We start from the raw sequence: 19,728 nt of genomic DNA on the forward strand, positions 1-19,728 counted from the left end.
AGTTTTATGTCACACGAACCTGCCCGTTACGATCTTTTCAGTCGGTTACTGCATTGGGGCATTGCCGCGGTCATGATCTACGTAATGATCGTTGGTTATTCGCTGCATTTTATGACGGATGCGCGCATCTTCGCTTTTTTCTCCGTGACCAATATGTCGTTGGCCTTGGTGCTGACACCGCTGATGGCGGCGCGCTTTATCTGGCGCTTTTTCCGGCCGAAGGTGCCCTATGGCGATATGTTGCAAGGGCACCAGAAGGGATTGGTGCATTTGCTGCACGAAATATTCTACCTGCTGATTTTCGTGGTGCTGCTCAGCGGATTCCTCATGCTAGAGCACGGCTTTGCCGTTTTCGGCGCGATTGACTTCCCACGCCCGATTGCAAATCTCGACGTTAACCGCTTCTTTTTCGCCGTGCACCGTTATGCGTGTATCGCGCTGTCGGCCATGATCGTGCTGCACGTCGCGGCGGTGATTAAACACCACTGTTTTGCCCGGCAGGCGATTTTGCGCCGCATGCTCTGATTTTACGGGGCGATCACGCCGCCCGGAGGCAGTGCGGCGGCGTGGCCGCGAGGAGCATAGGGGAGTTGGCGGCATGGCCGTTACGCTGGTGGCCGTAAAGCAGGGGCGAGAGTCATCACGCGTTAATCGCGTTATACCCCGAACAGGAACAGAGAAGTGTGTCTATTTATTATTAACGATAAAGATGAACGTAATTAACATTTCATTGTCAATAGGAAAAATACGTATTCAACGTGGACATTGAAGCCGATAAAAGCATCGGCTCAACGCGTTGGGGTCTGATTACCTGACATATTTCCAAACGGAGGTGGGGATTTTGTCATACAGTTTGTTCATGGTGAGCTCCGCCAGACGGTGATCGGCCGCTGAGTAAAACAGCTCCAGTTCATCATCGGAAAGCTCGTACTTATTTTTCTCAATAACACGTTCGAGAGTATCAATCGTGGTGCATTTACGTAAACGCATCAGATAGTCGGTTTTAGTCATGGTGGCCTTTTAGTTTAATAACCGTAAAATAGCTCGGGAATAATTATCCCCTAAGTTTTCATTGTCGTACAGATGTCCTCTCCTGAGAACATTCTGAATAATCTCGCCTTGGTCTTTTGCCAGCGGCGCAGGTCGGAATCATTGATACCGTAGCTGCTGAACAGCGTATAAGTATCGTCGAGATATTCTTCGACTAACTCCGACAGGTCTGATTCGTCCATGTATTTAATTTTATAACTCATCACAAACGAAGCGATATGTTCGATCAACTCATTAAGCTGCAGGTTGACGGAGGATGTCGGATCGTTGACCCACCCGTGGTGGCTGTCTCCCAGGGTCGCGATGCCTTCATCATACAAATTTTCGCACAAGAATTTGAGCTGAGCAATGTCGTGTCGCTTAGGCGAATACTCATCCATATCATCCCCTCCGTAAGTCTTAATTGCGGTGTGATAACACTATGTGAGTAAGCTGATTTACATCATGAACGGAGGCAGCTTAACGGTGGTTAAATAAACTTCCCGTAAAATGAATATAAATCATTTTTTCGCGTTTGGCCTGCAGTTATTACGTAAACTTACAATTCATCCGCAGTTGATGGACGTGAGTTATCAATGATGTCGAAGATTAAACCCCGCGCCGTCACTCGAAACCGGACGCTGTCGTTGATGATATCCTCGCTGTTGATATCCAGACAGGCATTAAAAATGCCCCACTTATAGCGATAACTCATTGAATAACCGCCGTCACCTTGTGGCACTATATCAAGTATTTCTAATGAATCCTCGGCATAGCGTGCGCTTTCAGAATAAAAACTGAGTCCGCTGGTCAGCGCCGGCACTAACTCCGCTATATTGTCATTAATCACTTTCTTTAATTTTTTAACAGAAAGTGCGTTCACTTCCAGGCTACAGGCAAGGGTAACAAGCATTAATCTCGGCCAACAGCAATGTTATCTGCTTATCTTACTCCTTTTCCGGCCTCGTCGGTAAATTTTTCGATTTACCGCAGTTCTTTACCCTATGCCAACATTTCTGTCGAACGGGAATATCCCTGAGGTTGATAAGGGGGAACGTGGCGGGGGAGAGCGCGCTGCGCGGGGCTGTTACGTTCCGTTGCATTAATTGGCACGGCAGAGCTTGAGACGTCGCAGTGAGTGTGATGTTATATTATAACCATTAATTCATCGCGTTGATCACGACATTGACTCCCTCTTCACAACATGACGCCGCGTCGTCACTGAATTCGCTGTTTACCACCTCCGCTGCCGTGCGCTGTGCGGGGGCCGTTGCGCTGCTGGCCCTGCTGTGGCTCGGCATTTTCTGGGCGGTGTCGCTGCCATGATTACCTTGCGTCAGCTGGCGATTGGCTATGGGGCCACGCCGCTTTTCCCGCCGCTGAGCGGGCAGTTTACCGCCGGATCGCTCACTGCGGTGGTGGGCGTCAACGGGGCAGGTAAGTCGACGCTGCTGAAAACCTTCGCCGGATTGTTGCCGCCGTTGGGAGGCAGCCTGAGTTTTAGCGGCGGAAAGCCACCGCGCAGAGCGTATTTACCGCAGCAGGCGGAGCTGGACCGGCAGTTCCCCATCGCGGTGAGCGATCTGGTGGCGATGGGCTGTTGGCCGCAAAGCGGCATGTTCGGCGGCATGAACAAGCGTGCGGCGAGCCAGGTCAATGAGGCGCTGGCGAACGTTGGCATGAGTGCGCTGGCGCACAGCCCGGTGGGCGAGCTGTCTGGCGGCCAGCTGCAGCGAGTGCTGTTTGCACGCCTGCTGGTCCAACAGGCGCCGCTGATCCTGCTGGATGAGCCTTTTACCGGCATCGACAGCGCCACCACGCAAATTTTGCTGCAGGTGATTGCGCAGCTGCACCGGCAGGGGAGAACGGTGATCGCCGTGCTGCACGATATGTCGATGGTTGCCGAGCATTTTCCGCAGGCGCTGTTGCTGACGCCGCAGGCTTGCCACTGGGGCGCGGCCGAGCGAGTGCTGGAGCAGGTGCCGAGGTATCACGCCACTGAACGGCAGCCGGATCTGCGGGCGGTGTCGCCATGATGCTGTGGCATGCGCTTATCGATCCTTTCCTCTCTTTCGGTTTTATGCGCCGCGCGCTCATGGCGTGCCTGGCGTTGTCGCTCAGCGCCGCCCCGCTGGGCGTGTTTCTGCTGCTGCGCCGCATGAGCCTGGTAGGGGATGCCTTGTCACACGCGGTGTTGCCGGGCGCGGCGATCGGCTATCTGATCTCCGGCATGTCGCTGGTGGCGATGGGCGTGGGCGGCTTTATTGCCGGGCTGGCGGTAGCGATGCTGTCCGGCCTGGTGAGCCGCCGCACGCCGCTGAAAGAGGATGCCAGCTTCGCCGGGTTCTATCTGGGGTCGTTGGCGCTGGGAGTCACGCTGGTCTCGCTGCGCGGTTCCAGCGTGGATCTGCTGCACGTGCTGTTCGGTTCGATTCTGGCGGTGGATGCACAGGCCATGGTGATGGTCGGTGCGATCGCCTCGGTTTCGCTGCTGGCGCTGGCGGCGCTGTATCGTGCGTTGGTGATTGAATCCTTCGACGTGACTTTTCTGCGCGTCAACGCGCCGCGCCGCTTGGCGCTGATCCACGGCCTGTTTCTGGCGCTGGTGGTGGTCAATCTGGTGGCGGGATTCCAGATCCTCGGCACCCTGATGTCGGTGGGGCTGATGATGCTGCCCGCCGCCAGCGCGCGCTTCTGGGCGCGCAATCTGCCGCAGACGCTGGCGACGGCGATGGGCATCGGCGCGCTTTCCAGCGTGATTGGGCTGGTGTGGTCCTATTACGCTTCGCTGCCTGCCGGCCCGGCGATCGTGCTCAGCGCCAGCGTCATCTTTTTCGTCTCGATCCTGTTTGGAACGCGCGGAGGCATTTGCGCCTTCGCGCGCCGTTGAGAAGTGCCATTTGCAAGGAGAAAGTATGAAACGTTTACCTATATCGCTGGCGGTCGCTGCTCTGCTGGCCAGCCCATGGGCGATGGCGAAGACCGTTGACGCCGTCGCCAGCTTTTCCATTCTGGGCGATATCGTCAAACAGGTGGGCGGCGATCACGTCAAGGTCAGCACGCTGGTGGGGCCGGATGGCGATCCGCACAGCTTCGAGCCCTCGCCGCAGGACGGCAAGAAGCTGGCTCAGGCTGATGTGGTGTTCGTCAGCGGCCTGGGGCTGGAAGGGTGGATCGATCGCCTGGTCAGCGCCTCGGGTTATAAAGGGCAGGTGATCACCGCTTCACAGGGGATCAGCACTCGTCAGATGGAAGAGGACGGGAAACCGATTACCGATCCTCACGCCTGGAACAGCATGAAAAACGGCGTACAGTACGCTACCAACGTGATGAATGCCCTGATTGCCGCCGATCCCGAGGATGCCAACTATTTTCGTCAGCGCGGAGCCGACTATATTCAGCAGCTGCAAAAGCTGGATCTGTGGGCCAAAACCCAGTTCGCGGCAGTACCGCCACAGAAACGTAAGGTGCTGACCAGCCATGATGCTTTTGGCTACTTTGGGCAAGAGTATGGCGTCACCTTCCTTGCCCCGGTCGGATTTTCCACCGAGGCAGAAGCCAGCGCCAGCGACGTGGCGGGCCTGATCAAACAGATCAAGCAGGAAAAGGTTAACGCTTACTTTATCGAAAATCAGACCGATCCGCGGCTGGTGAAACAGATTGCCGCCGCCACCGGTGCCAAGGCGGGCGGCGAGCTGTACCCTGAAGCGCTCTCCCGCGCGGGCGGCCCGGCGGCCACCTATGAGCAGGCGTTCAAGCACAATGTCGACGCGCTGCTGAGCAGCATGAAGTAATCTCCGCCCCCGCCTGCCGGCGGGGGACGGCTTGCAGGCACTTTCTCGCCATAAAAAAGCCCCGTTGAGCAGCAACGGGGCTTTGCGACAGATGACACTTTGGAGTTAACGCTTTTTCTTACGTCCCTGTACCGCTTTGAATCGCGGATTGCTTTTACAGATCACATAGATGCGGCCACGACGACGCACGACTTTGCAATCCGGGTGGCGATTTTTCGCCGAACGCAATGAACTCAATACCTGCATGGGGGTTCCTTGTTACTTATTGCCGATAAAGCGGCCAAAGCGCTGCTGGAAGCGCGCCGTGCTGCCTTCTTTGGAATAGTCTTTCTGCTTGCCGGTGTAATACGGGTGCGAAGCGGAAGAGACGTCGAGGGTGACATACGGCCAGCTTTCGCCGTCCAGTTCGATGGTGCGATCGGTTTTGATGGTCGATCCCACTTTGAAGTAGGCATTGGCGCTGACGTCGTGGAAGACCACGGTGCGGTAATCGGGGTGGATGCCGGGTTTCATAATGGCTCTCTCGTGTAATGTTATACTATAACAATAATTATGCGCCGACCTGGCATCACGATCAAGCGCAAATTGCACACAAGAGTGAATTAATGAGAACGGTTTGCATTAAGCAACTGAAGCAAAAGAAAAAGGCCGCATGCGCGGCCTTTTCGATTATCGGGTGGAGCTCACATCACTGAGCGATCAGTGGTGCTCTACCGGATGGCTGTGTTCCAGGTCCTCGTTCTTCTTGCTGAAGCGGCGGCGAACCACCACGAAGAACACCGGTACGAAGAAGATCGCCAAGACGGTGGCGGTGATCATCCCGCCCATTACGCCGGTACCTACCGCGTTCTGTGCGCCGGAGCCTGCACCGCTGCTGATAACCAGCGGCAGAACCCCGAGGATGAAGGCCAGAGACGTCATCAGGATTGGACGCAGACGCATACGCACCGCTTCCAACGTCGCTTCGATCAGGCCTTTGCCTTCTTTCTCCATCAGGTCTTTGGCGAATTCCACGATCAGGATGGCGTTCTTCGCCGACAGGCCTATGGTGGTCAGCAGCCCCACCTGGAAGTACACGTCGTTGTTCATGCCGCGCATCGTCGCGGCCAGCAACGCACCGATAACCCCCAGCGGCAATACCAGCATGACCGAGAACGGCACGGACCAGCTTTCATACAGCGCCGCCAGACACAGGAACACCACCAGAATAGAGATGGCGTACAGCGCCGGCGCCTGGTTGCCCGACAGACGTTCCTGATAGGACATGCCGGTCCAGTCGTAACCGATGCCGCTTGGCAGTTTGGACGCCAGCTGTTCCATCAGGTTCATCGCTTCACCGGTACTCTTGCCCGGTGCGGCCTGGCCCAGAATTTCCATCGACGGCAAGCCGTTATAGCGTTCCAGACGCGGTGAGCCGTATTCCCATTTCGCCGAAGAGAAGGCGGAGAATGGCACCATCTGGCCGCTCGTACCGCGCACGTACCATTTGTTGATGTCTTCCGGCAGCATACGGAACGGCGCCTCGGCCTGTACGTACACTTTCTTCACACGACCGCGGTCGATGAAGTCGTTGACGTACGAACCACCCAGGGCGGTGCTCAGCGTGCTGTTGATGGTGGTGATGCTGACGCCCAGCGCCTTGGCTTTCTCCTGATCGACGATCAGTTTGAACTGCGGCGTATCTTCCAGGCCGTTCGGGCGCACGCCAACCAGCACGTCCGGATGTTGAGCAACCATGCCCAACAGCTGGTTACGTGCTTCGGTCAGTTTCTCGTGCCCCAGGCCGCCCTGGTCAATCAGCTCGAAGTCGAAGCCGGTTGCGGTACCGAGTTCGATAATCGCCGGCAGGTTGAACGGGAACACCAGGCCTTCTTTAATCTGCGAGAACGCGCCCATGGCACGGCCCGCGATCGCTTCGACCTTGTTCCCGGCCCCTGGACGCTCGCCCCAGTCTTTCAGGCTGACGAATGCCAGGCCGTTGTTCTGGCCGTTACCGTTGAAGCCGAAGCCCGCGACGGTAAACACCGAAACCACGTTGTCCTTTTCCTTGTTCAGGAAGTAGTCGGAGACTTCTTCCAGCACTTTGTTGGTGCGGGACTCGGTGGCGCCGGCAGGCAGCTGCACCATGGTCAACAGGATGCCCTGATCTTCGTCCGGCAGGAACGAGGAAGGCAGGCGCAGGAACAGCAGGCCCATGCCAACCACGATCAGCAGGTAGATGATCAGATAGCGGCCGGTGCTGCGCAGGATGTTGCCCACGCTGTCGGTATAGTGATGCGTGCTCTTCTCGAACATGCGGTTAAACCAGCCGAAGAAGCCTGTTTTAACCCCGTGATCGCCTTTCGGGATCGGTTTGAGCATGGTGGCGCACAGCGCCGGCGTCAGGATCAAGGCCACCAGCACCGACAGCGCCATCGCGGACACGATGGTGATCGAGAACTGGCGATAGATGGCACCGGTTGAACCGCCGAAGAACGCCATCGGCACAAATACCGCCGACAGCACCATGGCGATACCCACCAGCGCGCCCTGGATCTGGCCCATCGATTTACGGGTCGCTTCTTTCGGCGGCAGCCCCTCTTCGGACATGACGCGCTCGACGTTTTCCACCACCACGATGGCGTCATCCACCAGCAGGCCGATCGCCAACACCATGCCGAACATCGTCAGGGTGTTTATCGAGAAGCCGAACGCCGCAAGGATCGCAAAGGTCCCCAGCAGTACCACCGGCACCGCGATGGTTGGGATCAGCGTCGCGCGGAAGTTCTGCAGGAACAGATACATCACCAGGAATACCAGGATGATGGCTTCGATCAGCGTTTTCACCACTTCGTTGATGGAGATTTTAACGAACGGGGTGGTGTCGTACGGATAAACCACTTTCATCCCTTGCGGGAAGAATGGCGCCATCTTGGCCAACTCGTCTTTCACACCTTTGGCGGTGTTCAGGGCGTTGGCACCGGTAGCCAGTTTGATACCCAGACCGGCGGCAGGCTTGCCGTTATAGCGAGCGGTAACCGCGTAGCTTTCCGCGCCGCGCTCGATGTGAGCGACGTCGCGCAGGCGCACCTGGGAACCGTCGGTATTCACCTTCAGCAGGATTTTGCCGAACTCTTCCGGCGAAGTCAGACGGGTCTGCGCGATGATCGAGGCGTTCAACTGCTGCCCCGGCACCGGCGGCAGGCCGCCCAGCTGGCCAGCGGCGATCTGGTTGTTCTGCTCGGTGATGGCGGAGGTTACGTCCGTGGTCGTCAGCTGGTAGTTGTTCAGCTTGTTCGGATCCAGCCAGATACGCATCGCGTACTGGGCACCGAACAGCTGCACTTCACCCACGCCGGACGAACGGCTGATCGGGTCCTTGATATTGGACGCCACATAGTCCGCAATATCGTCCTGAGTCATGTTCGGATCGTCGGAAACGAAGCCGGCCACCATCAGGAAGCTGCTGCTGGATTTTTCTACTTTCAGGCCCTGTTGCTGAACTTCTTGCGGCAGCAACGGGGTGGCCAACGACAGTTTGTTCTGGACCTGAACCTGCGCGATGTCAGGATCGGTGCCGGAATCAAATGTCAGGGTAATGGTGACGCTACCAGAGGAATCACTGGTGGAGGACATGTACATCAGGTTATCGATACCGTTCATGTTCTGTTCGATAATCTGCGTGACGGTATCCTGCACCGTTTTGGCATCTGCGCCCGGGTAGTTGGCGGAAATGCTCACCGCCGGCGGTGCAATAGTGGGATACTGCGCGATAGGCAGTTTCATTATTGCAAGCACCCCCGCCAACATGACGATGATGGCGATTACCCAGGCGAAAATTGGGCGATCTATAAAGAACTTAGCCATGTATTACAGGCTCCTTTTTATGACTTCTGCGCTTCAGACTGCGGCTGTTTTTGCGCCTGAGTGTCAACTTCCTGCACTTTTACCTGCGCGCCCGGATGCACTTTCATCAGGCCGGAGACGATCACGCGATCGCCGGCTTTCAGGCCATCGGTAACCAGCCATTTGTCGCCAATCGCCTGGTCTGCCTTCAGCGTACGCAGCTCAACTTTGTCGTCTGCCCCGACCACCAACGCCGTCGCGTCGCCGCGCGGGTTGCGGGTAACGCCTTGCTGAGGCACCAGCAGCGCATCGCTGCGCACGCCTTCGTCCAGACGGGCGCGCACGAACATGCCCGGCAACAGCGTATCGTTCGGGTTAGGGAACAGGGCGCGAATGGTGATGGAGCCGGTGGTCTCATCGACGGTGACGTCAGAGAATTCCAGCGTGCCTTCCTGCGCGTATTCAGCGCCGTTTTCCAGCATCAGTTTCACCTTGGCCTTGCCGTTTTCCTGCTTCAGCGCGCCGCTGGCCAGTTCTTGCTTCAGGCGCAGGAAGTCGGTGCTCGACTGGGTGACGTCGACATACATCGGATCCAACTGTTGCACGGTAGACAGGGCGGTCGCCTGGCCGTTGCTGACCAGCGCGCCTTCGGTCACGGCGGATTTGCCGATGCGGCCGGAGATCGGGGAGGTCACCTTGGTGTACGCCAGGTTGATGCGCGCGGTTTCCACGGCGGCCTTGGCGGCCACCACGGCGGCATCCGCCTGCTGCAGCGTGGAGACGGCGTTGTCGTAGTCCTGCTTACTGATGTAGCTGGTACCCAGCAATGGCTTGTAGCGGTTTACCGTCACGCGCGCGATGGAAGCGCTGGCCTGTGCTTTGGCCAAATCGCCTTTTGCGCTGTCGTAGCTGGCCTGATAGGTGGCGGGATCGATTTGGTACAGGGACGTCCCGGCCTTGATATCGCTGCCTTCAACGAAATTGCGCTTCAGGATGATGCCGCTGACCTGAGGGCGAACTTCGGCGATACGATACGCAGCGGTACGGCCAGGAAGATCGGTAGTGATGTTGAGAGGCTCGGCCTTCAAGGTCACCACGCCCACTTCAGGAGCCTGCTGGTGGGCGCCTTGCTGTTGGGTTTCTTTATCGTTACATCCTGTTAGCACTAAGCTGCCTGAAAGCATCAGAACGGCCGCCAGAGGCGTTAACCCTCTGTTTTTGTTCATAGAAAAACCTCAAGTGTCCGATTTCAAAATGATCAATGGATCACAAGCTTTAAAACCCATTGCTGCGTTAATTATATGTGCGTGCTATGGTACATACATTCGCGAATGTATGTAAATCACACTCCCCCTAAATAACAATGCCATGGCACGAAAAACCAAACAGCAGGCGCAAGAAACCCGACAGCAAATCCTTGATGCTGCGGTGAGAGAGTTCTCTGAACGTGGCGTTGCTGCAACGTCACTGACAGATATTGCCACCGCTGCCGGGGTTACGCGTGGAGCCATCTACTGGCACTTCAAGAATAAGGTAGACCTGTTTAATGAAGTTTGGGAATCTACCGAGCCGAAAATTGACCAGCTCGAAACAGAGTATCAGGCAAAGTTTCCCGATAATCCACTGCGGGTTATCCGAGAAATTCTGATTTACATTCTGACGTCTACGGTTGAAGACGGCCGTAGACGGGCGTTGATGGAAATTATATTCCACAAATGCGAGTTTGTCGGTGAAATGATGCCGCTGCTGGATTCGCGCAAGGTGTTGTACCTCGCCGGCTACGAACGCATTGAAGCGGTGCTGTATAACTGCATTCACCACGAGCAATTGCCCGCCGATTTACATACCCGCCGTGCGGCGATCATCCTGCGCGGTTATATCACCGGCCTGATGGAAAACTGGCTGTTTATGCCGGAAAGTTTCGATCTGCGGGCCGAAGCCGAAGCGCTGGTGGACGCGTTTCTGGAGATGCTGCAGTTTTGCCCCACCTTGCGCCTCAAACCCGATGCGGCGACGCCTGACGCCGACCGCCTTCCTTTATAAGGAGAGATTTCATGTCATCCATCGTTCTCATCGCCAATGGCGCCGCCTATGGCCATGAATCCTTGTTCAATGCGCTGCGGTTGGCCATTGCCATGAAAGAGCAGCAGAGCAGCCTCGATCTGCGGCTGTTTCTGATGTCCGACGCGGTGGTGGCCGGGCTGGCCGGGCAGCAGCCGCACGAAGGGTATCACCTGCAGCAGATGCTGGAGATCCTCACCGCGCAGCAGGTGCCGGTCAAGCTGTGCAAGACCTGTGCCGACGCGCGCGGCGTCAGCCGCTTGCCGCTGGCGGACGGCGTGGCGATCGGCACGCTGGTCGAGCTGGCGCAGTGGACGCTGGCGGCGGAGAAAGTGCTGACTTTCTGATTTCGCGACAACGGGACATCACCGGCAACGCTTTTGTTGTTCGTTGCCCGCCGGCGATCGTGATAATCTTCAGGCTTCTTTACCGATCCGAAGCCAAATCATGCATCGCTGGTTGACTCTGCCTTCTCTGGCGCCGCTCACGTTTGTCGGCGCATGCCGGCGGCGCATCGCCGCCGCGACACTTCTTTTCCTGATTTTTGCGTGCTGCTTGCCGGCACAGGCGGCGCTGAACGGCGATCTGCCGCAGCGCAGCGAAGTGCAAAGCCAGCTGGAAACGCTGAACAAGCAAAAAGCCCTGACGCCGGTCGAAAAGCTCTCCCAACAGGATTTAACCCGTACGCTGGAGCTGCTGGACGCCATCGAGCGCAACCGGCAGGACGCCGCACAGCTTAAACAGCAGGTGCAGCAGGCGCCGGCGAAGCTCAATCAGGTCACCGCCGAACTGGATGCGCTGAAGCGGCCGACGGACAACGCGGCCGCGCGCGCCGCGCTGCTGCCGCTGTCGCTGCGCCAGCTGGAAAGCCGGCTGTATCAAACGCTCGACGAGCTGCAAAGCGCGCAGGAGAGCCTCTCCACCTACAACAGCCAACTGGTGTCGCTGCAAACCCAGCCTGAACGGGTGCAGAGCACCATGTACGCCGCTTCGCAGCGTCTGCAGGAGATCCGCAGCCAGCTCAGCGGCCAGACGCCGGGGCAAGATTCGCTGCGCAACAGCCAGCAGGTGATGCTGAACACCGAACAGGCGCTGCTCAACGCGCAGCTGGAGCTGCAGCGCAAGAGCCTGGAAGCCAATACCACGCTACAAGATCTGCTGCAAAAACAGCGCGATTACACCACGGCGCATATCGACGCGCTGGATCGGTCGGTGCAGCTGCTGCAGGAGCTCGTCAACAGCAAGCGCCTGACGCTGTCTGAAAAAACCGCCAAAGAGGCGCAGAACCCGGAAGACGCCACCGATATCCAGCACGATCAGTTGGTCAGCAAGCAGCTGGACGTCAACCGCCAGCTGAGCCAGCAGCTGATCGCCGCCACCGAAGAGAGCAACACCCTGTTCCAGCAGAATATTCGGGTCAAAAACTGGCTCGATCGCGGTCTGCAGGCGGAACGTAACCTGAAAGAGCAGATTCAGGTGCTGAAGGGCAGCCTGGTGCTGTCGCGCATTCTGTATCAGCAGCAGCAGAGCCTGCCGCAGGGCACGCTGCTGGCGGATATAGACACGCGCATCGCCGATCTGCGGCTGGAGCAGTTCGATATCAATCAGCAACGCGACGATCTGTTCAAGGGGGAGGATTACATCAATCAGCTGGTGGCCGAAAGCAAGGAAAAGGCCGGCCCGGAAGTGATCGATGCGCTGAACGAAATTGTCGACATGCGCCGCGAGCTGTTGGATCAGCTGAACAAGCAGCTCAGCAACCAGCTGTCGTTATCGATCAACCTGCAGATCAACCAGCAGCAGCTGACCAGCGTCTACGGTTCGTTGCAGGATACGCTGACCCAGCAGATTTTCTGGGTCAACAGCAACAAGCCGGTCGATCTGGCGTGGCTGAAGGCGATGCCGGAGGCGGTGCGCGATCAGCTCGCCGGGCTCGATATCAAATTCGATGGCGGCAAGTTATTGCAGGGCGGTTTGAATGCGCTGGTGTTCCTGATCCCGATGCTGGTGGCGATCGGGCTATTGCGCTGGCGCTACCGGCTGATCGACGGCCATCTGCAAAAGCTGGCCAACGACGTGGGGCAGCTTAAACGCGATGGCCAGCTGCATACGCCGAAGGCCATCGCGCTGACCTTGCTGAAGGTGTTGCCCGGCGCCGCGCTGCTGCTCGGCGTCGGTTTCTGGATGTATCGCGCGGACTTAGGCATCAGCGACTTTATCTGGGCGCTGTCGCAGCAGCTGGCGCTGTCATGGATGGTGTTCGGCTTCAGCTACCGCATGCTGAAACCGGGCGGCATCGCCGAGCGGCATTTCAACTTCGGCGCCAACCTGTGCGCGCATTACCGCCGCCAGACGCTGCGGCTGGGGCTGGCGCTGCAGCCGCTGATCTTCTGGTCGGTCTTGGGCGAAAAAGCGCCGCTGCGCCTGGTGGAAGACGTCATCGGCCAGATCGTGGTGATGTTGACGCTGGCGCTGCTCACGGTGCTGGTGTTCCCGCTGTGCCGCGACAGCTGGCGTGAAAAGGGCTCGCACGCCGTGCGGCTGGTGGTGGTCACCGCGCTCGCCGCCACGCCGCTGATCCTGCTGGGGCTGATGTTCGCCGGCTACTTCTATACCACGCTGCGGCTGGCCAGCCGTTGGATAGACAGCCTGTATCTGTTCTTCCTGTGGAATATCGTGTACCTGACCGCGCTGCGCGGCCTGAGCGTGGCGGCGCGGCGTCTGGCCTACCGGCGCGCGTTGGCGCGGCGGCAAAACGTGGCGAAGGAGGGGGCCGAAGGCGGTGAAGCCGTGGTGGAAGAGCCGCCGCTGGCGCTCGATCAGATCAACCAGCAGTCGCTGCGTCTGACCACCCTGGTGCTGTTTGCTATCTTCGCCAGCGCCTTCTACGCCATTTGGTCGGATCTGGTGACGGTCATCGCTTACCTGGACAGCATCACGCTGTGGCATTACACCAGCACCGTGGCGGGCAGCAGCGTGTCGCAGGCGGTGACGCTGGGCAACATGATGGTGGCGATCGCCGCGGTGATCGTCGCCTACGTGCTCACCCGCAACCTGCCCGGTTTGCTGGAGGTGGTGGTGCTGTCGCGGCTGCAGCTGCGGCAAGGGGCATCCTATGCCATCACCACCGTGCTCACTTACCTGATCACCGCCGTGGGCGCCGTGGTTGCGCTGGGATCGCTGGGCGTCTCCTGGGACAAACTGCAATGGCTGGCCGCCGGTCTGACGGTCGGGCTGGGCTTCGGCCTGCAGGAAATCTTCGCCAACTTCGTCTCCGGCCTGATCATTCTGTTCGAACGCCCGATCCGCATCGGCGATACTATCACCATCGGCACCTTCTCCGGTTCGGTCAGCAAGATCCGCATTCGCGCCACCACCATTACCGACTTCGATCGCAAAGAGGTGATCATTCCGAACAAGGCGTTCGTCACCGAGCGGTTGATCAACTGGTCACTGTCCGACACCATCACCCGCGTGCTGATCAAGGTGGGCGTGGCTTACGGTTCCGATCTCGACAAGGTGAAAAAGGTGCTGCTGCAGGCGGCGCATGACAACCCGCGGGTGATGACCGATCCCGAACCGCAGGTGTTCTTCCTCAACTTCGGCGCCAGCACGCTGGATCACGAGCTGCGGCTGTATGTGCGCGAACTGCGCGATCGCAGCTACACCGTGGACGAGCTGAACCGCTCAATCGATCGTTTGTGTCGGGAAAACGACATCGACATCGCTTTCAACCAGCTGGAGGTGTATCTGCATAACCAGCAGGGCAACGAAGTGCAGGAAGTGAAAAGAACGCTGTCGCCGGATGACGGCGGCCAGACGGCGGGCTAATAAGCGTTGAAAAACGATAGGGACAGCGGTGCTGTCCCGGGTTACTGCCCGGCAGGCAGATAGGGAGAGGTGACGCCGGCGCGCTGCAGCTTTTCCTGATAGTCCCGTTTGACGATATCCAGCGCCGCCAGCGCGGTAGCCGGATCGATCTCGTTGCACTCCAGCAGGTAAATCAAGTCTACCGCCAGCTGCAGTTCGGGTGACGCGTTTTCCAGAGACATAGCACCTGCGCTTTTATTAATTAATGGGATGAATAACTCGTGTACCGGCAGAGTATAGTGAACCCGGCGCGCAACCGGGAATAATCATTAAAATATTGTGATAAATCTTCAAAAACCGTTTTCTTTGCGCTCGATATTGCGTTCGATGCGCGCCAGCGCCTGGCGGCAGCGCATCAGTCTCCCCTCCAGCGCCGCCAGCTCGTGCTGCAGCTTTTGCTGCGCCGCCAGCGTGGTCTGGCGCCCCAGCAGGCTTTCCCGATCCTGAATCATGCCGATCAGCCGGCGTTCGTAGTCCTGATGCTCTGCCAGCTTGTGGTACAGATCGGCCTCGGGGGCTTCTTTCGGCTGGTTCTTGCGCCGCAGCGCCTGGGTTGCCAGCTCGCGCTGCAGGGCGGCGATCTGAGCCACCAGTTTTTCGGCCAGAAAGGCCACCTGGCTGGTGCGGCTGTCGTTGGCGGCGCTTTGCAGCTGGGCGAAATTCTTCTCCACCTCGGCCAGGTAGTCGCGCAGCCGCGTGCCGCGATTGGCGAACAGGGCGGCGTCAAAGCGCGCCTGCGGGATTGGCACATCGCCGCGCGGGGTCACTTCGGCCGCCAGCGCCGCGATCTGTTGTGCCAACACCTGTAATAGACGCTGAGTGCTCACATAAGCTCCCTCTTGATTTCAACAGGCGTAAGCTTGCCCGCGATCCTGCCGTGAAACAAGCGCCGCACGCATATTCCGCCGGCGCGGCGCCGATGCTACAGTAGGCGGCAACCGATTGAGGAGCGAAGAGCCGCATGACGCGTGGGTTATTGATCATTTTAGGCTGGCTGGCGGTGGTGCTGGCGACGTTGGGCGTGGTGCTGCCGCTGCTGCCGACCACGCCGTTCCTGCTGTTGGCCGCCTGGTGCTTCGCCCGCTCTTCGCCGCGCTTTCATCACTGGCTGCTGCACCGCTCCTGGTTCGGCCCCTACCTGCGCCACTGGCAGCAGCATCGCGCGCTGCCGCCGGGGGCGAAATGGAAGGCGGTGCTGGTGATCGTGCTCACCTTCGCCTGTTCGCTGTGGCTGGTGAAAATCTGGTGGGTGCGCGGGCTGTTGCTGCTGATGCTGGTTATTCTGCTGACCTTTATGCTGCGCCTGCCGGTTATTGACCTGTCGCAACAAAAACAGCGCTGATTGTGCGCCGCCGGTTGCATTTGTCCGCCAGTTTGCATAGATTTGGGCGTTTTCGTGCGCGGATCGCCTGCCATTTCTTCTCCGGTGTGTTTCACCCGGGGGCGGTGGGTGAGCGGCGCGCCGGTTTTCAGGCAGTTTTATCAGGCAACAATTATGACCGCTACTGCGCAGCAGCTTCAGTTTATTAAAGACAGTATCAAAACCATCCCGGATTATCCGAAGCCGGGCATCCTGTTCCGCGACGTGACCAGCCTGCTGGAAAACCCGTTGGCCTACGCCGCCAGCATCGAGCTGCTGGTTGAGCGCTATCGCGAAGCGGGCGTGACCAAGGTGGTGGGTACCGAAGCGCGTGGTTTCCTGTTCGGCGCGCCCGTCGCGCTGGCATTGGGCGTCGGTTTCGTGCCGGTACGTAAACCGGGCAAACTGCCGCGCGCCACGCTCAGCGAAAGCTATGAGCTGGAGTACGGCACCGACAAGCTGGAGATCCACACCGACGCCATCACCACGGGTGACAAAGTGCTGGTGGTGGACGATCTGCTGGCGACCGGCGGCACCATCGAAGCGACCACCAAACTGATCCGCCGCCTGGGCGGTGAAGTGAAAGACGCCGCGTTCATCATCAACCTGCCGGATCTGGGCGGGGAAGCGCGTCTGAACAAGCTGGGCATCGACTGCTACTGCCTGGTGGACTTCGCCGGCCATTGAGGCGGCATCGCCCCTTGGGCACAACGGCCTCGCGGATCGCCGCGGGGCTGTGTTAGCATGACCCTCCAGATTCCTCGACTTCTCCGGTATTAATGAGCTATCAGGTTCTCGCCCGTAAGTGGCGCCCTCAAACGTTCGCAGACGTGGTCGGCCAGGAACATGTCCTGACCGCGCTGGCCAACGGCCTCTCGCTGGGGCGGATCCATCACGCCTATCTGTTCTCGGGCACCCGCGGCGTGGGGAAAACCACCATCGCGCGCCTGCTGGCCAAAGGCCTGAACTGTGAAACCGGCATCACCGCCACGCCGTGCGGCCAATGCGACAACTGCCGCGAGATCGAGCAGGGGCGCTTCGTCGATCTGATCGAGATCGACGCCGCTTCCCGAACCAAGGTGGAAGATACCCGCGATCTGCTGGACAACGTCCAGTACGCGCCGGCGCGCGGCCGCTTCAAGGTCTACCTGATCGACGAAGTGCACATGCTCTCGCGCCACAGCTTCAACGCGTTGCTGAAGACGCTGGAAGAGCCGCCGCCGCACGTCAAATTCCTGTTGGCCACCACCGATCCGCAAAAGCTGCCGGTGACCATTCTCTCGCGCTGCCTGCAGTTCCACCTCAAGGCGCTGGATGTCGATCAGATCCGCCAGCAGCTGGAAACGGTGCTGACGGCGGAGCAGATCACCAGCGACGCCCGTGCGCTGCAGCTGCTGGCGCGCGCCGCCGACGGCAGCATGCGCGATGCGCTGAGCCTGACCGATCAGGCGATCGCTATGGGGCAGGGGCAGGTGACCGCCGCCACCGTCAGCCAGATGCTCGGCACGCTCGATGACGAGCAGCCGCTGGCGATCCTCGAAGCGCTGGTCAGCGCCGACGGCGAAAAGGTGATGGCGCAGGTCGCGCAGGCCGCTTCGCGCGGCGTGGACTGGGAAAACCTGCTGGTGGAGACGCTGGCGCTGCTGCACCGCATTGCGATGGTGCAGCTGCTGCCTTCGATGCTCGACAACCACTACGCGGCCGTGGAACAACGGCTGCGCGAGCTGGCGCGCACTTTGCCGCCGGCCGATGTGCAACTTTACTACCAGACGCTGCTGGTGGGCCGCAAAGAGCTGGCCTATGCGCCGGATCGCCGCATGGGGGTTGAGATGACCCTGCTGCGCGCGCTGGCGTTTCACCCGAAAGCGGTGATCCCGGAGCCGGTGGCGTTGGTGCAGACCGCGCCGGCGCCGATGGCGCAGCCGCAGGCCGCCGCAGCGCAACAGCCACCGCAGTTTCAGGACGCGCCGCCGCCGCTAGGGCAGCCGGCCGCGCCACCGCGACAATCATCGACCCCATTACCGGATGCCACCGCCCAGCTGTTGAAAGCGCGGTCCCAGCTGCAGCGGCAGCAGGGAGCATCCACACCAAAAAAGAATGAGCCGGCGGCGCCAGGAATAGCGCGGCCGGCAAACTCGGCGCTGGGGCGTTTGGCTTCCGTGACCGAGCGTAGCCAGCAGCGTCTGGCAGAGAAGAAGGTGCCGGAAAAACCGGCCAAGCCGGAAGCCTATCGCTGGCGCGCGCAGACCGAGCCGGAAGCGGCGCCGGAACCGCTGGCGACGCCGAAAGCGCTGCGCACGGCGTTGGAGCACGAGAAAACGCCAGAGCTGGCCGCCAAGCTGGTGGTGGAGTCGCTGGAGCGCGACGCCTGGGCGGCGGAAATCGACAGGCTGAAGATCCCGAAACTGGTGCAGCAGCTGGCGTTGAACGCCTTCAAGCAGCAGCCGGAAGCGGGCAAGATTTGCCTCCATCTGCGGTCTTCGCAGCGTCATCTGAATTCGCCTTCGGCGCAGAAGACGTTGGCCGAAGCGCTCGGTGAGCTGTACGGCAGCCCGATCGAGCTGACCGTGATAGAGGACGATAATCCGGCGGAGCGCACCCCGCTGGAGTGGCGACAAGCCATCTATGAAGAAAAGCTGGCGCAGGCGCGCCAGTCCATCGTTGCGGATACCCATATTCAGACGCTGTGCCGGTTCTTCGACGCGGATCTGGATGAAGAGAGTATCCGCCCCCTTTAAACGCCGCGCGAGGTGCGCGGCCCTAGCGACGAGAGACGACTATGTTTGGTAAAGGCGGTCTGGGCAACCTGATGAAGCAAGCCCAGCAAATGCAAGAAAAAATGCAGCAGATGCAGGAAGAAGTCGCCAAATTGGAAGTGACCGGCGAGTCTGGCGCGGGCCTGGTGAAAGTCACCATCAACGGCGCGCACAACTGCCGCCGCGTGGAGATCGATCCTAGCCTGATGGAAGACGACAAAGACATGCTGGAAGATCTGATCGCCGCCGCGTTTAACGACGCCGCGCGCCGCATCGAAGAGACCCAGAAAGAGAAAATGGCTTCCGTCTCCAGCGGCATGCAGTTGCCGCCTGGCTTCAAGATGCCGTTCTGATGCAAACCAGCCCGCTCCTTGAATCCCTGATGGAGGCGCTGCGCTGCCTGCCGGGCGTCGGCCCGAAATCGGCGCAGCGCATGGCGTTTCAGCTGCTGCAGCGCGATCGCAGCGGCGGCATGCGCCTGGCGCAGGCGTTGACGCGCGCGATGTCGGAGATCGGCCACTGCGCCGATTGCCGCACCTTCACCGAGCAGGACATCTGCACCATCTGCGCCAATCCGCGCCGTCAGCAAAACGGCCAGATTTGCGTGGTGGAAAGCCCGGCGGATATCCACGCCATCGAGCAGACCGGCCAGTTCGCCGGGCGCTACTTTGTGCTGATGGGTCATCTGTCGCCGCTGGACGGCATAGGGCCGGGCGATATCGGTCTGGATCGCCTGGAGCAACGGCTGGAAAAGGAAAGCATCACCGAAGTGATCCTCGCCACCAACCCGACGGTGGAAGGGGAAGCGACCGCCAACTACATCGCTGAGATGTGCGGCCAGTATGGCGTGCTCGCCAGCCGTATCGCCCATGGCGTGCCGGTGGGCGGTGAGCTGGAAATGGTCGACGGCACCACGCTGTCGCATTCGCTGGCCGGGCGTCACGCCATCAAGTTCTGATGTTTTCCCGGACGGGGCCATACGGCCCCGTCTTTTTTTTGCCAAAAATCTCCCGCCGTCCGCTTGAAAAACAAG

Annotated in this window: 22 protein-coding genes and 1 other annotated feature; of the genes, 13 read left to right on the forward strand and 9 right to left on the reverse strand. The window is 59.4% G+C overall.

The window, feature by feature from the left end:
• The first annotated feature begins 6 nt into the window (after positions 1-6).
• The gene (locus tag AC4PR2_RS04640) at positions 7-525 is read left to right on the forward strand and encodes a cytochrome b (RefSeq protein WP_047728667.1); all 519 of its coding nucleotides are present in this window, start codon (positions 7-9) and stop codon (positions 523-525) included.
• 282 nt (positions 526-807) lie between these two features.
• Here the strand turns inward: AC4PR2_RS04640 and hha are convergent, their stop codons facing one another.
• From hha to AC4PR2_RS04655, 3 genes are all read right to left on the reverse strand, one after another.
• A complete protein-coding gene (hha, locus tag AC4PR2_RS04645; protein WP_004940313.1) occupies positions 808-1,011 on the reverse strand; it encodes a hemolysin expression-modulating protein Hha in 204 nt (67 codons plus the stop codon).
• A gap of 50 nt (positions 1,012-1,061) precedes the next feature.
• Positions 1,062-1,430, reverse strand: coding sequence for an Hha toxicity modulator TomB (gene tomB / locus AC4PR2_RS04650; protein WP_004940312.1), 369 nt, complete (start codon positions 1,428-1,430; stop codon positions 1,062-1,064).
• A 158-nt stretch (positions 1,431-1,588) separates the two neighbouring features.
• Positions 1,589-1,942: a hypothetical protein gene (locus AC4PR2_RS04655; protein WP_060423427.1), complete on the reverse strand. Its 354-nt coding sequence runs from the start codon at positions 1,940-1,942 to the stop codon at positions 1,589-1,591.
• Positions 1,943-2,214: 272 nt separating this feature from the next.
• Between AC4PR2_RS04655 and AC4PR2_RS04660 the strand changes: the two genes are divergently transcribed.
• The 4 genes from AC4PR2_RS04660 to AC4PR2_RS04675 are packed head-to-tail and all read left to right on the forward strand — an operon-like array spanning position 2,215 to position 4,823.
• Positions 2,215-2,355 carry a hypothetical protein gene (locus tag AC4PR2_RS04660; RefSeq protein ID WP_154292170.1) on the forward strand — a complete coding sequence of 47 codons (141 nt, stop codon included), beginning with the start codon at positions 2,215-2,217 and terminating at the stop codon, positions 2,353-2,355.
• Positions 2,352-3,065: a metal ABC transporter ATP-binding protein gene (locus AC4PR2_RS04665; RefSeq protein WP_060423430.1), complete on the forward strand. Its 714-nt coding sequence runs from the start codon at positions 2,352-2,354 to the stop codon at positions 3,063-3,065. Before AC4PR2_RS04660 ends, AC4PR2_RS04665 begins: the two co-directional genes overlap by 4 nt.
• Positions 3,062-3,919, forward strand: coding sequence for a metal ABC transporter permease (locus AC4PR2_RS04670; RefSeq protein ID WP_038874980.1), 858 nt, complete (start codon positions 3,062-3,064; stop codon positions 3,917-3,919). Before AC4PR2_RS04665 ends, AC4PR2_RS04670 begins: the two co-directional genes overlap by 4 nt.
• A 25-nt stretch (positions 3,920-3,944) precedes the next feature.
• Positions 3,945-4,823 carry a metal ABC transporter substrate-binding protein gene (locus tag AC4PR2_RS04675; RefSeq protein ID WP_089185570.1) on the forward strand — a complete coding sequence of 293 codons (879 nt, stop codon included), beginning with the start codon at positions 3,945-3,947 and terminating at the stop codon, positions 4,821-4,823.
• Between the two features lie 105 nt (positions 4,824-4,928).
• On the opposite strand, the gene ykgO is transcribed toward AC4PR2_RS04675, so the two are convergent.
• The 4 genes from ykgO to sdeX form a co-directional block, all read right to left on the reverse strand.
• Complete coding sequence (ykgO, locus tag AC4PR2_RS04680; protein ID WP_004940304.1) at positions 4,929-5,069, reverse strand: type B 50S ribosomal protein L36; 141 nt, start codon at positions 5,067-5,069, stop codon at positions 4,929-4,931.
• Between the two features lie 12 nt (positions 5,070-5,081).
• Positions 5,082-5,336 carry a type B 50S ribosomal protein L31 gene (locus AC4PR2_RS04685; RefSeq protein WP_004940303.1) on the reverse strand — a complete coding sequence of 85 codons (255 nt, stop codon included), beginning with the start codon at positions 5,334-5,336 and terminating at the stop codon, positions 5,082-5,084.
• 186 nt (positions 5,337-5,522) lie between these two features.
• The gene (gene sdeY / locus AC4PR2_RS04690; protein WP_060423439.1) at positions 5,523-8,669 is read right to left on the reverse strand and encodes a multidrug efflux RND transporter permease subunit SdeY; all 3,147 of its coding nucleotides are present in this window, start codon (positions 8,667-8,669) and stop codon (positions 5,523-5,525) included.
• 17 nt (positions 8,670-8,686) lie between these two features.
• Positions 8,687-9,874, reverse strand: coding sequence for a multidrug efflux RND transporter periplasmic adaptor subunit SdeX (gene sdeX / locus AC4PR2_RS04695; RefSeq protein ID WP_049199912.1), 1,188 nt, complete (start codon positions 9,872-9,874; stop codon positions 8,687-8,689).
• Positions 9,875-10,016: 142 nt separating this feature from the next.
• On the opposite strand from sdeX, the gene acrR reads away from it, so the two are divergent.
• From acrR to mscK, 3 genes are all read left to right on the forward strand, one after another.
• Positions 10,017-10,691 carry a multidrug efflux transporter transcriptional repressor AcrR gene (gene acrR / locus AC4PR2_RS04700; protein WP_049235198.1) on the forward strand — a complete coding sequence of 225 codons (675 nt, stop codon included), beginning with the start codon at positions 10,017-10,019 and terminating at the stop codon, positions 10,689-10,691.
• 11 nt (positions 10,692-10,702) lie between these two features.
• Positions 10,703-11,056 carry a DsrE/DsrF/TusD sulfur relay family protein gene (locus tag AC4PR2_RS04705; protein ID WP_033647269.1) on the forward strand — a complete coding sequence of 118 codons (354 nt, stop codon included), beginning with the start codon at positions 10,703-10,705 and terminating at the stop codon, positions 11,054-11,056.
• 100 nt (positions 11,057-11,156) lie between these two features.
• A complete protein-coding gene (gene mscK, locus AC4PR2_RS04710; protein WP_330113333.1) occupies positions 11,157-14,540 on the forward strand; it encodes a mechanosensitive channel MscK in 3,384 nt (1,127 codons plus the stop codon).
• A 41-nt stretch (positions 14,541-14,581) separates the two neighbouring features.
• Here the strand turns inward: mscK and rsmS are convergent, their stop codons facing one another.
• Positions 14,582-14,761 carry a pleiotropic regulatory protein RsmS gene (gene rsmS, locus AC4PR2_RS04715; RefSeq protein WP_016928837.1) on the reverse strand — a complete coding sequence of 60 codons (180 nt, stop codon included), beginning with the start codon at positions 14,759-14,761 and terminating at the stop codon, positions 14,582-14,584.
• Between the two features lie 108 nt (positions 14,762-14,869).
• Positions 14,870-15,406 (reverse strand): primosomal replication protein PriC, encoded by a 537-nt coding sequence (gene priC, locus AC4PR2_RS04720; RefSeq protein WP_038875000.1) that lies wholly within the window; start codon positions 15,404-15,406, stop codon positions 14,870-14,872.
• A 134-nt stretch (positions 15,407-15,540) separates the two neighbouring features.
• On the opposite strand from priC, the gene AC4PR2_RS04725 reads away from it, so the two are divergent.
• The 5 genes from AC4PR2_RS04725 (at position 15,541) to recR (ending at position 19,653) form a co-directional block, all read left to right on the forward strand.
• Entirely contained in the window at positions 15,541-15,921 is a 381-nt protein-coding gene (locus AC4PR2_RS04725; RefSeq protein ID WP_159317715.1) for a DUF454 family protein, read from the forward strand.
• A gap of 153 nt (positions 15,922-16,074) precedes the next feature.
• Positions 16,075-16,626: an adenine phosphoribosyltransferase gene (gene apt, locus AC4PR2_RS04730; protein ID WP_087763293.1), complete on the forward strand. Its 552-nt coding sequence runs from the start codon at positions 16,075-16,077 to the stop codon at positions 16,624-16,626.
• A 92-nt stretch (positions 16,627-16,718) separates the two neighbouring features.
• A complete protein-coding gene (gene dnaX / locus AC4PR2_RS04735; protein ID WP_060423453.1) occupies positions 16,719-18,677 on the forward strand; it encodes a DNA polymerase III subunit gamma/tau in 1,959 nt (652 codons plus the stop codon).
• Positions 18,010-18,074 (forward strand) — a sequence feature (DnaX frameshifting element). Its footprint overlaps the gene before it by 65 nt.
• Before the next feature lie 41 nt (positions 18,678-18,718).
• Positions 18,719-19,048 (forward strand): YbaB/EbfC family nucleoid-associated protein, encoded by a 330-nt coding sequence (locus AC4PR2_RS04740; protein WP_025301790.1) that lies wholly within the window; start codon positions 18,719-18,721, stop codon positions 19,046-19,048.
• On the forward strand, positions 19,048-19,653 hold the full coding sequence (gene recR / locus AC4PR2_RS04745) for a recombination mediator RecR (RefSeq protein ID WP_025301791.1): 606 nt from the start codon (positions 19,048-19,050) through the stop codon (positions 19,651-19,653). Before AC4PR2_RS04740 ends, recR begins: the two co-directional genes overlap by 1 nt.
• Positions 19,654-19,728 lie beyond the last annotated feature (75 nt).

Source organism: Serratia sp. A07 (assembly GCF_058725505.1).